Origin of the sequence: Geodermatophilus siccatus, from assembly GCF_900103785.1 — a bacterium.
Taxonomy (GTDB): domain Bacteria; phylum Actinomycetota; class Actinomycetes; order Mycobacteriales; family Geodermatophilaceae; genus Geodermatophilus; species Geodermatophilus siccatus.
Genome location: NZ_FNHE01000011.1, coordinates 193181 through 211973 on the forward strand (window position 1 = coordinate 193181; position 18793 = coordinate 211973).

The 18793-nt window shown below is 74.7% G+C and carries 17 protein-coding genes; 12 read left to right on the plus strand and 5 right to left on the minus strand.

The features are described from left to right. Positions 1 to 2: 2 nt before the first annotated feature. Both BLS21_RS19595 and BLS21_RS19600 read right to left on the minus strand, forming a co-directional pair. A complete protein-coding gene (locus BLS21_RS19595; protein WP_139177220.1) occupies positions 3 to 875 on the minus strand; it encodes an alpha/beta fold hydrolase in 873 nt (290 codons plus the stop codon). 61 nt (positions 876 to 936) lie between these two features. Further along, positions 937 to 1731 carry a helix-turn-helix transcriptional regulator gene (locus tag BLS21_RS19600; RefSeq protein WP_217636213.1) on the minus strand — a complete coding sequence of 265 codons (795 nt, stop codon included), beginning with the start codon at positions 1729 to 1731 and terminating at the stop codon, positions 937 to 939. Between the two features lie 131 nt (positions 1732 to 1862). On the opposite strand from BLS21_RS19600, the gene BLS21_RS19605 reads away from it, so the two are divergent. The 11 genes from BLS21_RS19605 to BLS21_RS19650 all read left to right on the plus strand — a co-directional run bounded on the left by BLS21_RS19605 (position 1863) and on the right by BLS21_RS19650 (position 15303). After that, a complete protein-coding gene (locus BLS21_RS19605) occupies positions 1863 to 3566 on the plus strand; it encodes an AMP-binding protein (protein ID WP_091222433.1) in 1704 nt (567 codons plus the stop codon). A 22-nt stretch (positions 3567 to 3588) separates the two neighbouring features. After that, complete coding sequence (locus BLS21_RS19610; RefSeq protein ID WP_091222436.1) at positions 3589 to 4728, plus strand: acyl-CoA dehydrogenase family protein; 1140 nt, start codon at positions 3589 to 3591, stop codon at positions 4726 to 4728. 119 nt (positions 4729 to 4847) lie between these two features. Beyond that, positions 4848 to 7478 (plus strand): PEP/pyruvate-binding domain-containing protein, encoded by a 2631-nt coding sequence (locus tag BLS21_RS19615; protein WP_091222440.1) that lies wholly within the window; start codon positions 4848 to 4850, stop codon positions 7476 to 7478. A gap of 236 nt (positions 7479 to 7714) precedes the next feature. Further along, complete coding sequence (locus BLS21_RS25305; protein WP_175479656.1) at positions 7715 to 7882, plus strand: hypothetical protein; 168 nt, start codon at positions 7715 to 7717, stop codon at positions 7880 to 7882. 174 nt (positions 7883 to 8056) lie between these two features. After that, positions 8057 to 8290, plus strand: coding sequence for a hypothetical protein (locus BLS21_RS19620; RefSeq protein WP_091222443.1), 234 nt, complete (start codon positions 8057 to 8059; stop codon positions 8288 to 8290). Between the two features lie 128 nt (positions 8291 to 8418). Continuing rightward, entirely contained in the window at positions 8419 to 9081 is a 663-nt protein-coding gene (locus tag BLS21_RS19625; RefSeq protein ID WP_091222446.1) for an RNA polymerase sigma factor, read from the plus strand. 126 nt (positions 9082 to 9207) lie between these two features. Further along, positions 9208 to 9864 carry a superoxide dismutase family protein gene (locus BLS21_RS19630; protein ID WP_091222449.1) on the plus strand — a complete coding sequence of 219 codons (657 nt, stop codon included), beginning with the start codon at positions 9208 to 9210 and terminating at the stop codon, positions 9862 to 9864. 190 nt (positions 9865 to 10054) lie between these two features. Continuing rightward, the gene (gene gdhA / locus BLS21_RS19635) at positions 10055 to 11392 is read left to right on the plus strand and encodes an NADP-specific glutamate dehydrogenase (RefSeq protein WP_091222452.1); all 1338 of its coding nucleotides are present in this window, start codon (positions 10055 to 10057) and stop codon (positions 11390 to 11392) included. Positions 11393 to 11478: 86 nt separating this feature from the next. After that, positions 11479 to 13173, plus strand: coding sequence for a PHA/PHB synthase family protein (locus tag BLS21_RS19640; RefSeq protein ID WP_091222455.1), 1695 nt, complete (start codon positions 11479 to 11481; stop codon positions 13171 to 13173). 37 nt (positions 13174 to 13210) lie between these two features. Then, positions 13211 to 14425, plus strand: coding sequence for an acyl-CoA dehydrogenase family protein (locus BLS21_RS19645; RefSeq protein WP_245700601.1), 1215 nt, complete (start codon positions 13211 to 13213; stop codon positions 14423 to 14425). Beyond that, positions 14422 to 15303 (plus strand): alpha/beta fold hydrolase, encoded by an 882-nt coding sequence (locus tag BLS21_RS19650; protein WP_091222457.1) that lies wholly within the window; start codon positions 14422 to 14424, stop codon positions 15301 to 15303. The genes BLS21_RS19645 and BLS21_RS19650 overlap by 4 nt, the downstream gene beginning before the upstream one ends. On the opposite strand, the gene BLS21_RS19655 is transcribed toward BLS21_RS19650, so the two are convergent. Both BLS21_RS19655 and BLS21_RS19660 read right to left on the minus strand, forming a co-directional pair. Then, positions 15242 to 16237, minus strand: a complete 996-nt coding sequence (locus BLS21_RS19655; protein ID WP_091222460.1) for a GNAT family N-acetyltransferase — start codon at positions 16235 to 16237, stop codon at positions 15242 to 15244. The two genes, BLS21_RS19650 and BLS21_RS19655, sit on opposite strands and share 62 nt — an antisense overlap. A gap of 38 nt (positions 16238 to 16275) precedes the next feature. Next, a complete protein-coding gene (locus BLS21_RS19660; protein WP_091222462.1) occupies positions 16276 to 17244 on the minus strand; it encodes a zinc-binding dehydrogenase in 969 nt (322 codons plus the stop codon). A 364-nt stretch (positions 17245 to 17608) separates the two neighbouring features. Between BLS21_RS19660 and BLS21_RS19665 the strand changes: the two genes are divergently transcribed. Beyond that, positions 17609 to 18475 carry a right-handed parallel beta-helix repeat-containing protein gene (locus tag BLS21_RS19665; protein ID WP_091222465.1) on the plus strand — a complete coding sequence of 289 codons (867 nt, stop codon included), beginning with the start codon at positions 17609 to 17611 and terminating at the stop codon, positions 18473 to 18475. 22 nt (positions 18476 to 18497) lie between these two features. Here the strand turns inward: BLS21_RS19665 and BLS21_RS19670 are convergent. Beyond that, positions 18498 to 18793: integrase core domain-containing protein (locus tag BLS21_RS19670; RefSeq protein WP_139177223.1), on the minus strand; the 296-nt coding region annotated here is incomplete at its 5' end.

An 18793-nucleotide genomic window follows, 5' to 3' on the forward strand; every position in this document is an offset into this window, starting at 1 on the left:
TGCTACCGCCCGGACTGCGCGCCGACCGGCTCGACGGAGGCGCCGGCGTCCTGGTCGCACAGGAAGTCCTCGACCAGCGCGCAGCTCTGCTGGGGGTCCTCGAGCAGGAACAGGTGGCCGCCGTCGACCATCTCCAGCCGGGCGTGCGGCAGGGCGGCCGCGAGGATGTCGGCGTTCCGCGGCCGCGCGAGCGGGTCCCGCCGCGCGCCGATGACCAGGGTCGGGTGGTCGAGCTGGCGCAGCCACCACCGGCTCGACCAGCCGGAGATGGCGTGGAGCTGCTGCGTGTAGCCGACGATGCTGGGTGGCCGGTGCAGCCGGGCCCGGCCGTGGAGCGAGTCGGCGGCTGCCCGCGGGCCGGTGCCGAACACCAGTGGCGCGGTCAGCCGCAGGTAGGTGCGCGAGTAGTAGCGCGCCGGCGAGCTCATCAGCGCCAGGACCCAGGGCCACGGGGGCTGACCGCCCACGCCCGGCGTCGTGGCGGCGAGCACCAGCGCCCGCACGCGCTCCGGCGCCTGGTGGGCCAGCTGCTGGGCCAGCGCGCCGCCCCACGAGTAGCCCAGGACGTCGACCCGGTCGAGCCCCAGGGCGTCGAGCACCTGCGTCACCAGGTGCGCGTAGCCGCGCATCCTCAAGCCCACCCGCAGCGCGGGGGACCCGCCCGTCCCGGGCACGTCCAGCATGACCAGCCGGCGCCGGGTCAGGTGGCGCGCGGCGGGCTCCCACATCTCGATGTTGGCGCCGATGCCGGTGAGCAGCAGCAGCGGCGGACCCTCACCGGCGACCGCGACCCGCACCGTGGCCGAGTCCGTGCGCACCGTCGAGTAGACGGGGGACCATGCCGTGCTGGCTGCGCCTGCGCCGTCCCGGGACACCCGGGGGACGATACGCAGCGTCTCCGGGAGCCGCTCGGCGCGCCCGTCCGGCCGGGCCGGGTCAGAGGACGCCGGCGACCCGGGCCGCGTGGACGGCCGCGGTGCGGTTGTGCACCCCGAGCCGGCGCATGGCCGAGCGCAGGTAGGCCTTGACCGTCTCCGGGGTCAGGCCGAGCCGGGCGGCGATCTCCAGGTTGCTGGCGCCGACCGCCACCAGGCGCAGCGCGTCGAGCTCCCGGGGCGCGAGCAGGGCGGTGCCTCCCGGTGCGGACCCGACCAGCCCCCGCTGGATGCGCAGCAGCCGGGCGCGCAGGGCCGGGTCGGTCGTCTCCCGGATCACCGCGGCGAGCTCCTCCAGCGCGACCGACGAGGCCGACGGCAGCTCCGGCGGCGGGGCCGTCACGTCCCGGCCGAGCTGCTCGGCGACGACGGCGGCGGTGCGCAGGGTGCGGTCGCCGATCGGCCGGCTGTCCCGCACCGCGCCGTAGAGCACCGCCCGCACCGACCCGCCGAGGACCACCGGGACGGCGAGGACCGAGGTGATCCGCTCCTGCTCGACCACGATCCGGTCGTAGGTGTGCGTGATGGTGGTCGTGGTGGCGTAGTCGTCGACCCGGCGGGCGACGCCCTGCTGCAGCACCGAGCCGCCCAGGCCCAGGCCGGGCGCGACGACCAGTCCGCGCAGCGCGTCGCCGTGGGTGCCCGACAGCCGGCCGATCACCAGCCGGTCGCCGTGCGGTGTGCGCCGGGTGGTGCCGCCGAAGACCACCGGGACGCCGGTCAGCTGCTGCAGCCGCCGCAACCGCTCGGGCAGCATCCGGTCGATCGCCGCCGTCGCCGTCGCGCCGTCGTCCACCCGGGCCTCCGTCCGTCGTCCCCGTGCCGGCGGCGAGTGTCGCAGGCTGCCGATACCCCCGTACGGAGGTGGTGACCTGCGCCACCATGGACGACGCTGGGCGCGCTCCGCCACGCAGAGGGAGGACCCCGATGGACGTCGCCGAGGCCTACCGGGCCAGCCGGGACCAGCTGCTGGCGCTGCGCGGCCGGCACGAGACGGCGGTCGCCGAGTTCCGCTGGCCCGAGCTGGGGGAGCGGTTCAACTGGGCGGTCGACTGGTTCGACGCCGTCGCGCGGGGCAACGACCGCCCCGCCCTGGTCCTCGTCGCCGAGGACGGGACGACGACGCGGCGCTCCTTCGACGAGATGGCGCGGCGCTCCGACCAGCTGGCCGCCTGGCTGGCCGGCCGCGGCGTGCGCAGGGGCGACCCGGTGCTGCTCATGCTCGGCAACCAGGTCGAGCTGTGGGACTCGATGCTGGCCGTCATGAAGCTCGGCGCGGTGATCATGCCGACCACCACGGCGGTCGGCCCCGCCGACCTGGTCGACCGGATCACCCGCGGCGGGGCGCGGCACGTCGTCTGCAACGCCGTCGACGTCGGGAAGTTCGACCAGGTCCCCGGCGACTACACGCGGATCAGCGTGGGGCCGGCCGAGGGCTGGGCCGACCTGCGGGCGGCCGCCGACCTCGAGCACGCGCCGGTCGGGCACCCGGGGACCGCGCCCGGCGACCCGCTGCTGCTGTACTTCACCTCGGGGACGACGTCGCGGCCCAAGCTGGTCGAGCACACCCAGGTCTCCTACCCGGTCGGGCACCTGTCGACGGTGTACTGGCTGGGCCTGCAGCCCGGCGACGTGCACCTCAACATCTCCTCGCCCGGCTGGGCCAAGCACGCCTGGTCCTGCTTCTTCGCCCCGTGGATCGCCGAGGCGACGGTCGTCGTGCACGACTACCGCCGCTTCGACCCGACCACGCTGCTGGGGTTGATCCGCGAGCACGGCGTGACCACCTTCTGCGCACCCCCCACGGTGTGGCGGATGCTCGTCAACGCCGACCTCTCCGGCGGGCCCGGCGCGCTGCGGGAGGTCCTCGCCGCCGGCGAGCCGCTCAACCCCGAGGTCATCGAGCAGGTCCGCCGTGCCTGGGGGCTGACCGTCCGCGACGGCTACGGCCAGACCGAGACGACCGCGCAGGTCGGCAACACCCCCGGCTCGGAGGTTCGCCCCGGCTCCATGGGGCGCCCGCTGCCCGGAGTGCCGGTGGCGCTGGTCGACCCGGTCAGCGGCCGTCGCGTCGAGGGGCCCGGGGAGGGGGAGATCTGCCTGGACCTCTCGCAGCACCCGCTCCCGCTGATGACCGGCTACCAGGGCGACCCGGACCGCGACGCCGAGGCCAAGGCCGGCGGCTACTACCACACCGGGGACGTCGCCAGCGTCGACGCCGACGGCTACATCACCTACATCGGGCGCACCGACGACGTCTTCAAGGCCAGCGACTACAAGATCAGCCCGTTCGAGCTGGAGTCGGTGCTCATCGAGCACCCGGCCGTCGCCGAGGCCGCCGTCGTCCCCGCGCCCGACGCCCTGCGCCTGGCCGTGCCCAAGGCCTACGTCACGCTGGCACCGGGGCACGAGCCGACCGAGGAGACGGCGCTGTCGGTGCTGCGGTACGCGCGCGAGCGGCTCAACCCCTACCAGCGGGTGCGGCGCATCGAGTTCGCGGAGCTGCCCAAGACCATCTCGGGGAAGATCCGGCGGGTGGAGCTGCGCGCCCGCGAGGAGGAGCTGGCCACCGCCGACACGCGCTCGGGCGTCGAGTGGCGCGACGACCAGTTCCCCGAGCTCAAGAGCTGAACCGACCCGGGAGGGACCCGCTGTGACCGTCGACCGCCTGCTGCCCGGCGAGGAGGCCGAGGACCTGCTCGCCCTCGTCCGCGAGGTCGCGGACAAGGAGCTGGCGACCCGCGTGGACGAGCACGAGCGGGCCGAGACCTATCCCGAGGGGCTGTTCGCGACCCTCGGGGGGCTCGGCCTGCTCGGCCTGCCCTACCCCGAGGAGATCGGCGGGGGAGGGCAGCCCTACGAGGTCTACCTGCAGGTGCTGGAGGAGCTCGGCGCGCGGTGGGCGGCCGTGGCCGTGGCCGTGTCGGTGCACGGGCTGTCCTGCCACCCGCTGGCCACCTTCGGCACCCCGGAGCAGCGGGAGCGCTGGCTGCCCCGGATGCTCGCCGGTGAGCTCGTCGGCGGCTACTCGCTGTCCGAGCCGCAGGCCGGGTCGGACGCCGCGGCGCTGGCCTGCCGGGCGGAGCGGACCGAGGGCGGGTACCGGGTGACCGGCACCAAGTCGTGGATCACCCACGGCGGGAAGGCCGACTTCTACGCGCTGTTCGCGCGCACCGGCGAGGGCTCCCGCGGGATCTCCTGCTTCCTGGCCCCCGGGCAGGTCGACGGCCTGTCCTTCGGCCGGCCGGAGGAGAAGATGGGCCTGCACGCCATCCCGACCACGATGGCCAACTGGGACGGCGCGCTGCTCGAGGCCGACCGGCTCATCGGGGCCGAGGGGCAGGGGCTGCCGATCGCGTTCTCCGCGCTGGACTCCGGGCGGCTGGGCATCGCCGCGGTCGCCACCGGCCTGGCGCAGGCGGCCCTGGACACGGCGGTCGACTACGCGCACCAGCGCAGCACCTTCGGCCGCAGGATCATCGACCACCAGGGGCTGGGCTTCCTGCTGGCCGACATGGCCGCCGCCGTCGACGCCGCGCGGGCCACCTACCTCGACGCCGCCCGCCGCCGCGACGCCGGGCGCCCGTACAGCCGGCAGGCGTCGGTGGCCAAGCTGGTGACCACCGACGCGGCGATGCGGGTGACCACCGACGCCGTCCAGGTGCTCGGCGGCTACGGCTACACCCGCGACTTCCCGGTCGAGCGGTACATGCGCGAGGCCAAGGTCATGCAGATCTTCGAGGGCACCAACCAGATCCAGCGCCTCGTGATCAGCCGCCAGCTCGCCCGCTGACCGCCCGGCCGGCTCCGGACTCGCCGGGGAGCGCCCGGACCGGCCGTCCAGGCATGGACACCGGCGGCCCCGAGGACCACGGTGGTGGTCCTCGGCCGACCCGGAGAGGGGCCTCCGCCATGGACACCGCACCGCAGGCGACCGCGACCGACTCCGGCCGGCACCCGGTCGTCGTCCCGCTCCGGGACCTCGACGCGGGCGACCTGGCCCAGGCCGGCGGCAAGGCCGCCAACCTCGGCGAGCTGATCGGCGCCGGCTTCCCGGTGCCCGACGGCTTCTGCGTGACCACGGACGCCTACGCCGAACTGGCGGAGGCCGCCGGGCTCGCCGACCTGCTCGACGACCCCGCGGCCGACCTCGCCCGGACGGCCCGGGAACGGATCCTGGCCGCCCCCGTGCCCGCGCACGTGGCCGAGGCCGTCGCGGCCGCGTACGCGGAGCTGGGGGAGTCGGTCCCGGTGGCCGTCAGGTCCTCGGCCACGGCCGAGGACCTGCCCTTCGCCAGCTTCGCCGGACAGCAGGACACCTACCTCGACGTCGTCGGGACCGACGCCGTCCTCGACGCGGTGCACCGGTGCTGGGCCTCGCTGTGGACCGACCGCGCCGTCGTGTACCGGGCGCGCAATGGCATCGACTCCGCGACGACCCGGCTGGCCGTCGTGGTGCAGCGGATGGTCCCGGCGTCGGTGGCGGGCGTCATGTTCACGGCCAACCCGGTGACCGGGCGGCGGACCGAGACGGTCGTCGACGCCGCGCCCGGCCTCGGGGAGGCGGTGGTCAGCGGCTCGGTCGACCCGGACCACGTCGTGCTGGACAGCGGCACCGGCACCGTGCTGGAGCGGCGGCCGGGCGGGGGCCGGGAGGCGTGCCTGACCGACGGGCAGCTGCGGGAGCTGGTCCGGCTCGGCGCGCGGGTGCAGGAGCACTACGGGCGGCCGCAGGACACCGAGTGGGCCATCGACGCGGACGGCACGCTGTGGCTCACCCAGGCCCGCCCCGTGACGACGCTGTTCCCGGTCCCGCAGGCCGGCACGGCCGACGGCGGCCTGCGGGTCTGGTTCTGCGCCAGTCTCGCCCAGGGCCTGACCCGGCCGCTGACCCCGATGGGGATCTCGGTGTTCCAGGTGGTCGGGGGATCGGTCCAGCGCCTCGCCGGCCGTCCGCCGGCCGATCCGGTGGCCGGCTCACCGCGCGTGCGCGCCGCCGCGGGGCGGCTGTTCTTCGACGTCACGCCGATCGTGCGCAGCACGGCCGGGCGGGCGGTCTTCCCCCGGCTGCTCGACGTCATGGAGGCGCGGTCGGCCGTCGTCCTGCGGGCTCTGTTCGACGACCCGCGGCTGTCGCTCGTGCACCGGTCGTGGTTGCCGGTGGTGCGGCGGCTGGCCCGGGTGGCGGCGCGGTACGGCGTCCCGCTGCAGGTGGTGCAGGCGCTGGTCCGGCCCGCGGCCGCCCGCCGCCGGGTGGACCGCGTCGGGGCGCGGCTGCGGGCCCGGCGCCTCCCGGGGGACGACGCACCCGCGGACGAGCGGCTCGACGCCGTCCTCGGCCTGCTGGGGAACGCGGTGCCCACGGTCGTGCCCCGGGTGCTGCCTCCGGTCGCCGCCGGGTTCGCGGCGTTCGGGCTGGCCGCGAGGCTGCTCGGGGACACCGCGCAGCCCGGGGACCTCGGGACGGTGCTGCGCGGGCTGCCGCACAACGTCACGACGGAGATGGACCTCGAGCTGTGGCGGCTGGCGACCGCGGTGCGCGCGGACGAGCCGAGCGCGGCTGCGCTGCGGGACGGGACGCCGGCCGCGCTCGCCGAGCGGTACCGGTCCGACGCGCTGCCCGCCGTCCTGCAGCGCGGGCTGCGGCTCTTCCTGGCTCGCTACGGGATCCGGGCCGTGGCCGAGATCGACGTCGGCGTGCCCCGCTGGGCGGAGGACCCGGCCCACCTGCTCGGCGTGCTCGGCAACTACCTGCTGCTCGACGACCCGGATCGCGCGCCGGACGGCGTGTTCGCCCGGTCCGTAGCGGAGGCCGAGGACGTGGTGGCGACGTTGACCGCCCGCGCCCGGCTGCGGGGGCGGGCGCGCGGTGCCGTCGTCGGCTTCGCGCTCGACCGGACCCGGCAGCTGGCGGGCCTGCGCGAGCTGCCGAAGTACGACCTCGTGCTGGTGCTGGACCGGGTGCGCGCCCTGCTGGCGTCGATCGGTGCGGACCTCGCCTCGCGCGGGGTGCTCGCCCGGGCGGACGACGTGTTCCTCCTGGACCTGGCGGAGGTGCGGGTCGCGCTCGGCGACGGCCGGTCGCTGCAGGACGTGGTCACCGAGCGGCGGGAGTCCTACGAGCGGGAGATGGGGCGGCGGCACGTGCCGCGGGTCCTGCTGAGCGACGGCACCGAGCCCGAGGCGGTGTCGGCCGGCCCAGCGGTGGCCGACGGTGCCCTCCTGGGCACCGCGGCGTCCGCGGGGACGGTGACCGGCCGGGCGCGCGTGGTGCTGGAGCCGACCGGGGCGCAGCTGCAGCCCGGCGAGGTGCTCGTCGCGCCGTCCACCGACCCCGGGTGGACGCCGCTGTTCCTCACCGCCGGCGGGCTGGTCATGGAGATGGGCGGGGCCAACTCCCACGGGGCCGTCGTCGCCCGCGAGTACGGCATCCCGGCGGTGGTCGGCGTTCCCGGTGCGACGAGCCGCGTGGAGACCGGCCAGGAGGTCACCGTGGACGGCACGCGCGGCGTGGTGGTCCCCCTGGGGGCGACTCCGAGCTGAGCCGAACCGGGTGTGCCCCGACCCCGGACCGCGAACGCCCGGACACCTGCGGGGAGACCTCCGAGCTCCCCGAGGAGTCACCTGACCCGATGCCCTCGGGGCAGCCGCTCCAGCGCCACGGTGGTGCTCACCCGTGGGCCCGGCACCCGCTCCAGCGCGAGGTGGATCGGTTCCCACCCGTGAGTTCGACGGGGGACAGCTCCACCAGCGGGAGAGGGGGACCCACGGCCCTGCCGGTGGAGCAGGCGCATGCCGCGCAGGACCTGACGCGGGCCGCCGCGCAGCGGCCGGCCCACTGGCAGCGCGTCGCCGCGCACCAGGCGTCCCGCGCCGCCGTCCACCGCCTCGCCGGCGCCCTCGTGCAGCGCCGCGAGGGGTTGCTCGCGGCGCTCACTCGGCGCTGAGCCGGGGACCCCACCCCCGATGCCGAGCGGGGGAGGACCCCACGCGAGAACGGGGGGTCCGCGTGCCGGATCCGGGGGTCTGCTCGCTGGTCCCGCCGCTCGCCGGAGGACAGCCTCTTCCTCATCGGGAGAGCCACCGGCGGCTCGGGCCCGGCTCGTGAAGAGGAGAGGGCGATGTCCGCCTCGACCACCACCACCTTCACCGCCCGCCCCCTGCACACCGGCCCCCGGCCTTGCTCCAAGCACACGGCTTGCCGCTGGCTGGCCTACTGCGACGACTGCACCGCCTGGCACCTCGGCCGCCAGATCGCCGCCCGCGAGGCCGCCCGCACCCGCACCGCCCCCGTCCTGGCGCTGGTCCGCTCGACCGACCGCCGTCCGGCCCGCCTGCTGCGCCTCGCCGCCTGACCCGACCGGCGGCGCACCGCTCCCGCCGGCCTCCGGCTCCGACCGATCCAGGCCCGCCCGCCAGCCCACGGGTCTGCCCCACCCGATCAGCCGCGCCGGAGCCCGGCGTCGGCGAGACGAGGAACGACATGACCACCGACCTGCGCCAGTCCACCCGCCGGTGGGTCGCCTCCCCAGCCGGGGAGTGCGTCACCGTCCTCCACCGGGATGCGTCCGAGGACCGGGTCCTCGCCGACCTCGTCCAGCGGGCCGCGGACGGGAACCAGGAAGCGTGGCGGGCCATCGTCGAGCGGTACAGCGCCCTGCTGTGGTCAGTGGTCAGGAGCCACCGGTTGTCGGACGCCCAGGCGGCCGACGCCGTCCAGGCCACCTGGCTGAAGCTCCTGGAGAACATCCGGACCATCAGGGAGCCAGCGCGACTGGCCGGATGGCTGCGCACCACCGTCCGCCGCGAGTGCCTCGAGACGCTGCGCCGAACCGGCCGCGAGCGTCCCTCGGACCCGCACTCCGCGGAGCCCGTCGCCGCGGCGGCATCGGACCTGGTCGACGGCGATCCCGAGGGCTCCGCGCTGCGCCGCGAGCGGGTGGACCTGGTCCGCGCGGCCGTGGCGGACATGCCGGAGCGCTCGCAGCGACTGCTCGAACTGCTCGTCGCCTCCCCGCCGCTGCGGTACGAGGAGATCGGTGCGCGGCTCGGCATGCCGGTCGGCAGCATCGGCCCGACCCGGGCGCGGCTGCTGGCCCGGCTGCGCGCGACCCTCGCCGCGGCCGACCTCTGCGATGCCGCCTGACCCTCCGCGGCGCCGGACCGGGCCCGATGACGCGCCGCGCGCTCCCCGGGCCGGTGACCAGGGGCCTGGCCTCCGGACGTCGCGCTGGAGGACCCTGGGCGCCCGGCTGATCCCAGGGAGGACCCGATGCGCCGACCGGTCGCCACCTCCGTCCTGTCCGCGTGCGCGCTCACCGCCGTCCTGGGCGGCTGTGCGGCCGGTGGCGACGAGGCGTCGTCCCCACCGACTGCGGACCCGGCGGCGGCCGGGTCCGGCGCGGCGGCCGGGTCCCCGCCGGCCGGGGACGGCGGCGCGAGACTGACGGCGCGGCTGGTCGACCTCGAGGGCGCGGAGGTGGGCGTCGCGACCCTGACCGAGACCGAGGGCGGCATGCAGGTCGACGTCCGGGTCACCGGCCTGCCGCCGGGGTTCCACGGCTTCCACGTGCACGCGGTCGGGCGCTGCGAACCGGACAGCCCCAGCCCGGCCGACCCCTCGATGACGGGCGACTTCCTCTCGGCCGGCGGGCACATCGGTGCCGGCGAGGCTGATCACGGGGAGCACGCCGGTGACCTGCCCCTCCTGTACGTGACCGAGGCCGGCACCGGGAGGCTCACGGCCGTCACCGGCGCGCTGACCCGTGATCGGCTCACCGACGAGGACGGCAGCGCGGTCGTGGTGCACGCCGGCCGGGACAACTACGCGAACGTCCCCGAGCGCTACGCAGCCGGCGGCCCCGACGAGATGACGCGGAACACCGGCGACGCCGGAGGCCGCATCGCCTGCGGAGCCGTCGAGGGCTGATCCGCCCGCGTCCCGGGGCGGTCGGACCGCGGTCCGGCAGCAGGGTCCCCGCCGCCCCGCTGCGTGGTCCCCCCCCCCCCGACCGCCGCGCAGCCCCGCGGACGACCCGGTCCCACGGGACTCGTACCGTCGTCCGGTGCCGCTCGGGCGAGGCCGGGCGCGGAGGGATCGGAGAACAGTGAACGCAGACGTGCCCCCGGTCGTGGAGCAGATCTACGACGACGTCCTCCGCCGCAACCCGGGTGAGGTCGAGTTCCACCAGGCCGTCCGCGAGGTGCTCGAGTCCCTCGCCGTCGTGCTGACCCGGCACTCCGAGTACACCGAGATGAAGACCGTCGAGCGGATCTGCGAGCCCGAGCGGCAGATCATCTTCCGCGTGCCGTGGCAGGACGACCGCGGCGAGGTGCACATCAACCGCGGCTTCCGGGTGGAGTTCAACTCCGCGCTGGGCCCCTACAAGGGCGGGCTGCGCTTCCACCCGTCGGTCAACCTGAGCATCATCAAGTTCCTCGGCTTCGAGCAGGTCTTCAAGAACGCCCTCACCGGGATGCCGATCGGCGGCGGCAAGGGCGGCTCCGACTTCGACCCCAAGGGCCGGTCCGACGCCGAGATCATGCGGTTCTGCCAGTCGTTCATGACCGAGCTCTACCGCCACCTGGGCGAGTACACCGACGTGCCGGCCGGCGACATCGGCGTCGGCAGCCGCGAGATCGGCTACCTGTTCGGCCAGTACAAGCGGATCACCAACCGCTACGAGTCCGGCGTGCTCACCGGCAAGGGCCTCGGCTGGGGCGGCTCGCTGGTGCGGACCGAGGCGACCGGCTACGGCGCGGCGTTCTTCGCCGACGAGATGCTCCAGGCACGCGGCGAGTCCTTCGACGGGCAGCGGGTCGTGATCTCGGGGTCGGGCAACGTGGCCGTCTACGGCGTCGAGAAGGTGCACCAGCTCGGCGGGACGGCGGTCGCCTGCTCGGACTCCAGCGGCTACGTCGTCGACGAGAAGGGCATCGACCTCGACGTCCTCAAGCAGGTCAAGGAGGTCGAGCGCGGCCGCATCGGCGACTACGCGGACCGGGTCGCCTCGGCGACCTTCGTCGAGGGCGGCAGCATCTGGGACGTCCCGTGCGACCTCGCCATCCCCAGCGCCACGCAGAACGAGCTGGACGGCGACGCCGCGACGACGCTGGCCCGCAACGGCTGCCGGTACGTCGTCGAGGGCGCGAACATGCCGTCGACCCCCGACGCGGTGCGGGTCTTCCGCGAGGCCGGGATCGCCTTCGCCCCGGGCAAGGCCGCCAACGCCGGCGGGGTCGCCACCTCCGCGCTGGAGATGCAGCAGAACGCCTCGCGCGACCGGTGGACCTTCGAGCACACCGAGGCCCGCCTCGAGGAGGTCATGCGCGGCATCCACGCCCGCTGCCACGAGACGGCCGAGGAGTACGGCTCGCCGGGCGACCTCGTGCTGGGGGCCAACGTGGCGGGGTTCCTGCAGGTCGCGGAGGCGGTGCACGCCCTCGGGCTGGTCTGATCCCCATCCCGGGTGGGGCCCCGCTTTGTGACCGCGGCGGACCGGTGGCAGTGTCGGGGGGAGAGTCGTCAGAGAGGGAGGCCGGCATGGCAGCGGAGGACGACACGCGTGAGGTGGCCGGGGCGGCCGGGCCGCTCGACCTGCTGCTGACGCAGGCGGCCCAGGGGACGCTGAGACGGCTGTCCCCGGGGAAGCCCGGGTTGAGGTTCCTGGGCGGGCTGGCGCGCCGCCCGGACCGGGTGGCCGCGCGGGCGCGGTCGCTGGCCGGGCAGCTGGCGCAGATCGCCGTGGGCACCAGCGACGTGGCCCCCTCCAAGCGGGACCGGCGCTTCGCCGACCCGGCGTGGACGGAGAACCCGCTGCTGCGGCGGCTGGTCCAGGCCTACCTCGCCACGGGCGAGACCGCGCTGGGCCTGCTGCACGACGTGCCGCTGGAGTGGAAGGACGCCGAGCGGGTGCGCTTCGCCGGCACCAACCTGGTCGACGCGCTCGCGCCCAGCAACAACCCGCTGATCAGCCCGGTGGCGTGGAAGGCCCTCATCGACACCGCCGGCGCCAACCTCGTGCGGGGACCGCGGAACCTGGTGCGCGACCTGGCCAGCCCGCCTCGCGTGCCCACGATGGTCGACCCGGACGCCTACGAGGTGGGCCGGGACCTCGCCGTCACCCCCGGCGCGGTGGTGCTGCGCACGCCGGTGTTCGAGCTGATCCAGTACCGGCCGACGACGGAGACCGTCCGCACGGTGCCCGTGCTCATCGTGCCGCCGACGATCAACAAGTACTACGTGCTCGACCTCGCGCCCGGACGCAGCCTGGTCGAGCACCTCGTCGGCCAGGGCCAGCAGGTCTTCATGGTGTCCTGGCGCAACCCCGACGCCCGGCACCGCGACTGGGGCTTCGACACGTACGCCACGGCCATCCTCGACGCGCTCGACGCGGTCGAGGAGATCAGCGGCGAGGACGCCACCCACCTGATGGGCACGTGCTCGGGCGGCATCCTGGCCAGCATGACCGCCGCCGTCCTGGCCGCGAGGGGGCGGCAGGACCGGCTGGCCAGCCTGAGCCTGCTGGTCACCGTGCTGGACCAGACGCGCGCCGGCCTGCTCGGCGCGACGATGGACCCGGACACCGCCGCGCAGTCCGTCGCGGCCTCCCGGCGCGCCGGCTACCTCGACGGCCGCAAGCTCGCCGAGGTGTTCGCCTGGCTGCGGCCCAACGACCTGATCTGGAACTACTGGGTCAACAACTACCTGCAGGGCAAGCGGCCGCCGAAGTTCGACATCCTGTCCTGGAACTCCGACACCACCCGGATGACCGCCCAGCTGCACGCCGACTTCGTCGACATGGCCCTGAACAACAAGCTGACCCGGCCCGGCAGCGTGACCCTGCTCGGCACCGAGGTGGACCTCAGCCAGATCACCGTCGACTCCTACGTGCTGGCCGGGTCCGCCGACCACATCTGCCCGTGGCAGTCGTGCTACCGCAGCAGCCAGCTGCTCGGCGGCAAGATGCGCTTCGTGCTCTCCACCAACGGGCACATCGCGGCGCTGGTCAACCCGCCGGGCAACCCCAAGTCCAGCTACCGGGTCACCGACGACAACTCGGCCGCGGTCGAGGAGTGGAGCGACACCGCCCGCACCGAGAAGGGCTCCTGGTGGCCGGACTACTCCGCGTGGCTCGGGGAGCGCTCCGGGCCCGACAAGCCGGCGCCCGAGCAGCTCGGCAGCGCCCGGTTCCGGGTCCGGGAGGACGCCCCGGGCAGCTACGTCCGGGACAAGTGACACGCGGACCGGCACGCTGCGACGGGAGGAGACTGACGTGACGCTGGCAGAGGGCATCGGCAACGACCTCGCCGAGGGCATCGGCAGGGCACTCTCCACCGACTACTTCCAGTTGCGCGAGGAGCTCTCGCCCGAGCAGATGGACCACCTGCTGCGCACCCGGGCCTTCGTCGAGGACCGGGTGCTGCCGGTGATCAACGGCTACTGGGAGCGCGCGGAGTTCCCCCGCGAGCTGGCCGAGGAGCTGGGCGCGGCGGGCCTGGTCGGTGACGGCATCGAGGGCTACGGCTGCCCGCCGATGGACCACCTCTCCGCCGGCCTCGTCCACATGGAGCTCAACCGCGGCGACGGCAGCCTGGGCACCTTCCTCGGCGTCCAGGCGGGGCTGGCGATGAAGTCGATCGCCATGCTCGGCTCCGAGGAGCAGAAGCAGCGCTGGCTGCCGCCGATGGCCCGCTGCGAGGCGCTCGGCGCCTTCGCGCTCACCGAGCCCGACCACGGGTCGGACTCCATCGCCCTGGAGACGTCGGCCCGCAAGGACGGCGACTCGTACGTCCTCAACGGGTCGAAGAAGTGGATCGGCAACGGCACCGTCGCCGACGTGGTCGTGGTGTGGGCCCGTGACACCGACGACGGTCAGGTGAAGGGCTTCCTCGTCGAGAAGGGGACGCCGGGCTACCGGGCGCGGCGGATCGAGGGCAAGGGCTCGCTGCGCGCCGTGTGGCAGGCCGAGATCGAGCTCCAGGACGTGCGCGTCCCGGCCGAGAACCACCTGCCGGGCTCGCGCAGCTTCAAGGACACCGGCGCGGTGCTGGCCACCACCCGGGGCTCCTGCGCCTGGATGGCCCTGGGCCACGCCGTCGCCGGGTACGAGGCGGCGCTGACCTACGCCGGGCGGCGCAAGCAGTTCGGCAAGCCGCTGGTGGAGTTCCAGCTGATCCAGGAGCGGCTGGTCGGGATGCTGGCCAAGGTCACCGCGATGCAGCTGTACTGCCGGCGGCTGGCCGACCTGGGCATGGCCGGCCGGGTCGAACCGACGCTGGCCGGGCTGGCCAAGGCGCACAACACCAGCACCGCCCGCGCGGTGCTCGCCGAGGCCCGCGACCTGCTCGGCGGCAACGGGATCCTGCTGGACTTCCACGTCATCCGGCACATGGCCGACATCGAGTCGATCCACACCTTCGAGGGGACCGAGACCATCCAGACCCTCATCGTGGGCCGGGACATCACCGGCGCCTCGGCGTTCGCGTGAGGCCGGCGGAGGTCCGCACCATCCAGGTGGGGGAGGTGCGGCTGCGGACGTCGGTCCGCGGCTCGGGGCGGCCGCTGCTGCTCATCACCGGCCTGGGCGCCAGCCTGGAGCTGGCCGAGTCGTTCGAGCGGGAGCTGGCTGCGCGCGGCCGGCAGGTGATCAGCTTCGACGCGCCCGGTATCGGTGGCTCGACGCCGTACCGCAGCCCGCGGCGGATGCCGGGCCTGGTGCGGACCGTGATCGGGCTGCTCGACGCCCTCGGGCTGGACCAGGTCGACGTCTTCGGCGTCTCCCTCGGCGGCGTGGTGGCCCAGCAGCTGGCCCACCAGGCACCCCACCGGGTGCGGGGCCTGGTGCTCGCGGCCACCGCTCCCGGGGTGGGGGGCATGCCGGGGGCACCGTCGGCCCTGCTGGCGCTGGCGACGCCGCGCCGGTACCGCGACGTCGAGCACTACCTGCAGATCGCCGGGCGCATCTACGGCGGCATGGCGCGCACCGACCCGCACCGGCTGCTGCGCACGGTCATCGGCCGGGTGCGGCCCCCGTCGGTGATCGGGTACGTCGGCCAGCTCTACGCGATCGCCGGGTGGAGCAGCATGCCCTGGCTGCACACCCTGCGGCAGCCGACGCTGGTGCTGGCCGGGGACGACGACCCGATCATCCCGCTGGTCAACGGGCGGATCCTCGCCTGGCGCATCCCGAACACCACGATGCACGTCGTCCGCGGCGGGGGACACCTGTTCATCCTCGAGCGCCCGGCGGAGATGGCCGCCCTGGTCACCTCCTTCCTCGAGGGGGAGCCCGACGCGACGACGGTCAGATCCGGCGCGACCAGGTGGACAGACCACCCGAGCGGCGGAAGCCCAGTGCCTCGTTGACCGCGACCATCGGCCGGTTGGACTCCGCGTTGTAGGTGCTGATCCGTCGCACCTGCGGCAGCGTCGCGGCCAGCTCCCGCAGCACCGCGACCTTGACGCGGGCGCCGAGGCGGTGCCCGCGGTGCTCGCGCAGCACCAGCGTGGCGCCCTGGTGGGCGCGCTCGGGCTCCTCCAGCGGCACGTGCAGCTCGCTGTAGGCGACCAGCCGGCCGTCGCGGACCGCGCCGCCGGTGAGCACCGTGCGGCCCCGGGCGAGGTGCGCCGCCTCGTCCTCGCGGATCCGGGCGACGTCCCAGTGCTCCTCCTCGACCGGCACGTCCCCGCTCGGCGCGTCGGTCGACATCCGGCGGCCGAGCAGGGCGCGGTCCTCGGCCAGGGCGTCCGGCGTCCGGTCCCGCCAGGTCAGCACCTCGTAGTCCTCGCCAGCGGCGCGGGCCTCCGTCTCCAGGGCCGACAGCCGGTCCTCGTCCACCGGTAGCGCCAGGTCGCGGCGGCTCTCCTGCAGGTCGCACGTCCACCCGTGGTGCCGGGCGAACGCGCGCCCGGGGGGATCCGGCACCGGCTCGTCGACCTCCGCGACCATCGCCGTCCGCCCGGCCGCTGCGGCGATCCGACCGGCCTCCTCCAGCAGCGCGCTGCCGACGCCCCGGCGGCGGGCGTCCGGGTGCACCGCCAGGTCGACGTACGCGACGGCCGTGTTGTCGCGCACCGGCAGGAGCAGGCGCAGCGCGCCGACGACGGCGTCCCCGGCGACCGCGGCCCGGTGGGTGCCCGCCATCGAGCCGCCCGGCTCGACCAGCCGGCGCCCCAGGGCCACGTGCTCGCGCGCCGGCCGCGGCAGCTCGTCCGGGCGGTCGGCGCGCTGGCTCGCCGCCCACACCCCGCACCAGGCGGCGAAGCGCGCGTCGTCGGGGTCGGTCTGCAGGATCCGCACCTCCCCGTTGTAGCGAGGGGCGCAACGGGGTTTCCCGGTCAGGGGAGGAGGGCGAGCTTGCCCACGACCTCCCGCCGCGCCAGCCGCGTCAGGGCGTCCGCGGCTGCGTCGAGCGGGAGGGAGGTGGGCGCCGGCGGCCGGAGCTCGCCCCGCGCGATGCGACCGAGGACCTCGGACACGAGCGCGTTCGCGGCCTCGGGCTCCGTCCGGGCCCAGTCGCCCCAGTCGACCCCGACGACGGTGCGGTTGCGCAGCAGGACGACGTTGGCCGGCAGCCGGGGGATCTCCCCGCCGGCGAACCCGACCACGCAGAACCGCCCGTAGCCGGTGAGCGAGCGCAGCGCCGTCTCGGCCAGCGGGCCGCCGACCGGGTCGATGACGACGTCCGCCCCGCCCCCGGTCACCTCCCGGACGCGGTCCTTCAGGTCGGTGTAGTCCAGGACGACGTCGGCGCCGGCCGCCGTGGCGGCGGCCCGCTTGGCCTCGCTCGAGGCGGCGGCGATCGTCCGGGCACCGGCCGCGCGGGCGACGTCCACCGCCGCCAGGCCGATGGCCCCGCCCGCGCCCAGCACGAGGACCCACTCGCCGGGCTCGACGCGCACGCGGTGGGTGAGGGCGAAGGACAGCGTGCTGTAGTTCTCGATCGCGGTGGCCGCGAGCTCCGGCGCCAGGCCCGGTGGCAGCGGGCTCAGCGCGGAGGCACGGACCACGAGGTCGGTGGTGAACCCGCCACCGGCCATCGACAGCACGGCCACCGGGTCCCCGACCCCGACCGTGCCGACGCCCTCGCCGACGGCTCGCACCCGGCCGGCGACCGCGGACCCCGGCGTCCAGGGCAGCGGCGGCCGCACCTGGTAGCGCCCCTCGACCATCAGGCCGTCCACGAAGCTGACCGCGGCCGCCTCGACGGCCACCACCACCTCGCCGGGCCCCGGCGTGGGGTCGGGCTCCTCCACGAGGGCCAACCCGTCGACCGGACCGAACTCCCGGCACACGATGCGTCGCACGCGTCCTCCTCCCGAGACGGCGTCCCGACGTCCCGAGATCGGGGGCGGGACCGCAGGGACCACAGACTGCGCGACCGGCTGCCGTCGCGCGAGGGCCGCCGATGCAGCCCGGTCCGGGCCACGACCGACCCGGCGGGCGTGGTGACGCAGTCGTGACGACCAGGTGACGGCGGGAGCTCATGCTGGACTGTCCAGCCGCCCAGCACGAGCGCCTCGGGAGGCGCCGGCTGCGCCATCGAGCACGCGGAGAGATCCCTGCTCGAGGCACTGGACCGCTGGATCACCGCACTCCCGTCGTGTGCCCGGGGCGTGCGGCTCGCCATCACTCACACCGAAAGAGCCCCTCCAGTGGAGAGAAGGCGACATGAACGGCACGACCAACACCAGTTGCACCACAGCCCACCGGACCCGTGAGGCGGCGGTCGTCCTCTCAGCCGGGGTCCTCGTCACGTCACTCGGCGTCGCTCCGGCGTCGGCACAACCCCTGACGTGCGGGACCACCATCACCGTGAGCACGTACCTCACCGTCGACCTGATCGACTGCACGGGCGACGGAATCGTGATCGGCGCTCCCAACATCACGCTGGACCTCCAGGGTCACCTGATCGATGGCGACGGGCTGACCCAGGGAGATGGCGTCGACAACAGCGGCGGACACGACAGGGTGACCATCAGGAACGGCCGCATCCAGGAGTTCAGTGAGGGCGTCGGCCTGGAGAACGCGGAGCGGAACACCGTGACCAACCTCTCGGTGTCCTACAACGAGTTCTCGGGCATCGAACTGTCGGACTCGGACCGGAACGTCGTCCAGCGGAACGTCGCCCACCACAACAGCGAGGGCATCGGTCTCGGACAAGCGCTGAACGGCAACGGATCCGACCGGAACACGGTCGACGACAACTGGGTGCACGACAACGAGAACGAGGGAATCGCCCTCGAGAACGGCGCCGAGCGGAACGAGGTGACCGACAGCGTCGCGTTCGCCAACGGGTTCGGCATCCTCGTCGACTCCGAGGGTTCGACGCACAACCGGATCGAACGCAACTTCGCGAACAGCAACACCCAGCAGGGGATCTACGTCGGTGAGGTGACGACGTTCGTGAGACGGAACAGCGCCAACCTGAACGTCGACTACGGGATCACCGCTCCCTTCGGAGCGGTCGATGGCGGGGGGAACAAGGCCAGGGGCAACGGGAACCCGGCCCAGTGCGAGAACGTGATCTGCACCTAGCTGTCGTGACCAGGGAGGTTGTTCACGCGGCGAGTCGGCTGATCGGTGGGCGGCCGCCGAGGGCGGAGTGGCTGCGGGAAGTGTTGTAGTGGGTCAGCCAGCTGTCCAGGGCGGCGGTGCGCTCGTCGTTGCAGCTCCAGGCGGTGGCGTAGGCCCACTCGGTCTGCAGGGTGCGGTTGAACCGCTCGGCCTTGCCGTTGGTCCAGGGCCGCCCGGGCTTGATGAACCGGCGGCCGATGCCCAGCTGGGCGCAGACGGCGATCCAGGCCCGCCCGACGCGGTAGCTCTTGGCGTTGTCGGTCAGCACCCGCCGGAGGG

Bases quoted from the DNA above. Each gene is read 5' to 3' on its own strand.
- BLS21_RS19605 (WP_091222433.1), top strand. From the start codon at position 1,863: ATGGACGTCGCCGAGGCCTACCGGGCCAGCCGGGACCAGCTGCTGGCG.
- BLS21_RS19615 (WP_091222440.1), top strand. From the start codon at position 4,848: ATGGACACCGCACCGCAGGCGACCGCGACCGACTCCGGCCGGCACCCG.
- BLS21_RS19620 (WP_091222443.1), top strand. From the start codon at position 8,057: ATGTCCGCCTCGACCACCACCACCTTCACCGCCCGCCCCCTGCACACC.
- BLS21_RS19625 (WP_091222446.1), top strand. From the start codon at position 8,419: ATGACCACCGACCTGCGCCAGTCCACCCGCCGGTGGGTCGCCTCCCCA.
- BLS21_RS19630 (WP_091222449.1), top strand. From the start codon at position 9,208: ATGCGCCGACCGGTCGCCACCTCCGTCCTGTCCGCGTGCGCGCTCACC.
- BLS21_RS19640 (WP_091222455.1), top strand. From the start codon at position 11,479: ATGGCAGCGGAGGACGACACGCGTGAGGTGGCCGGGGCGGCCGGGCCG.
- BLS21_RS19665 (WP_091222465.1), top strand. From the start codon at position 17,609: ATGAACGGCACGACCAACACCAGTTGCACCACAGCCCACCGGACCCGT.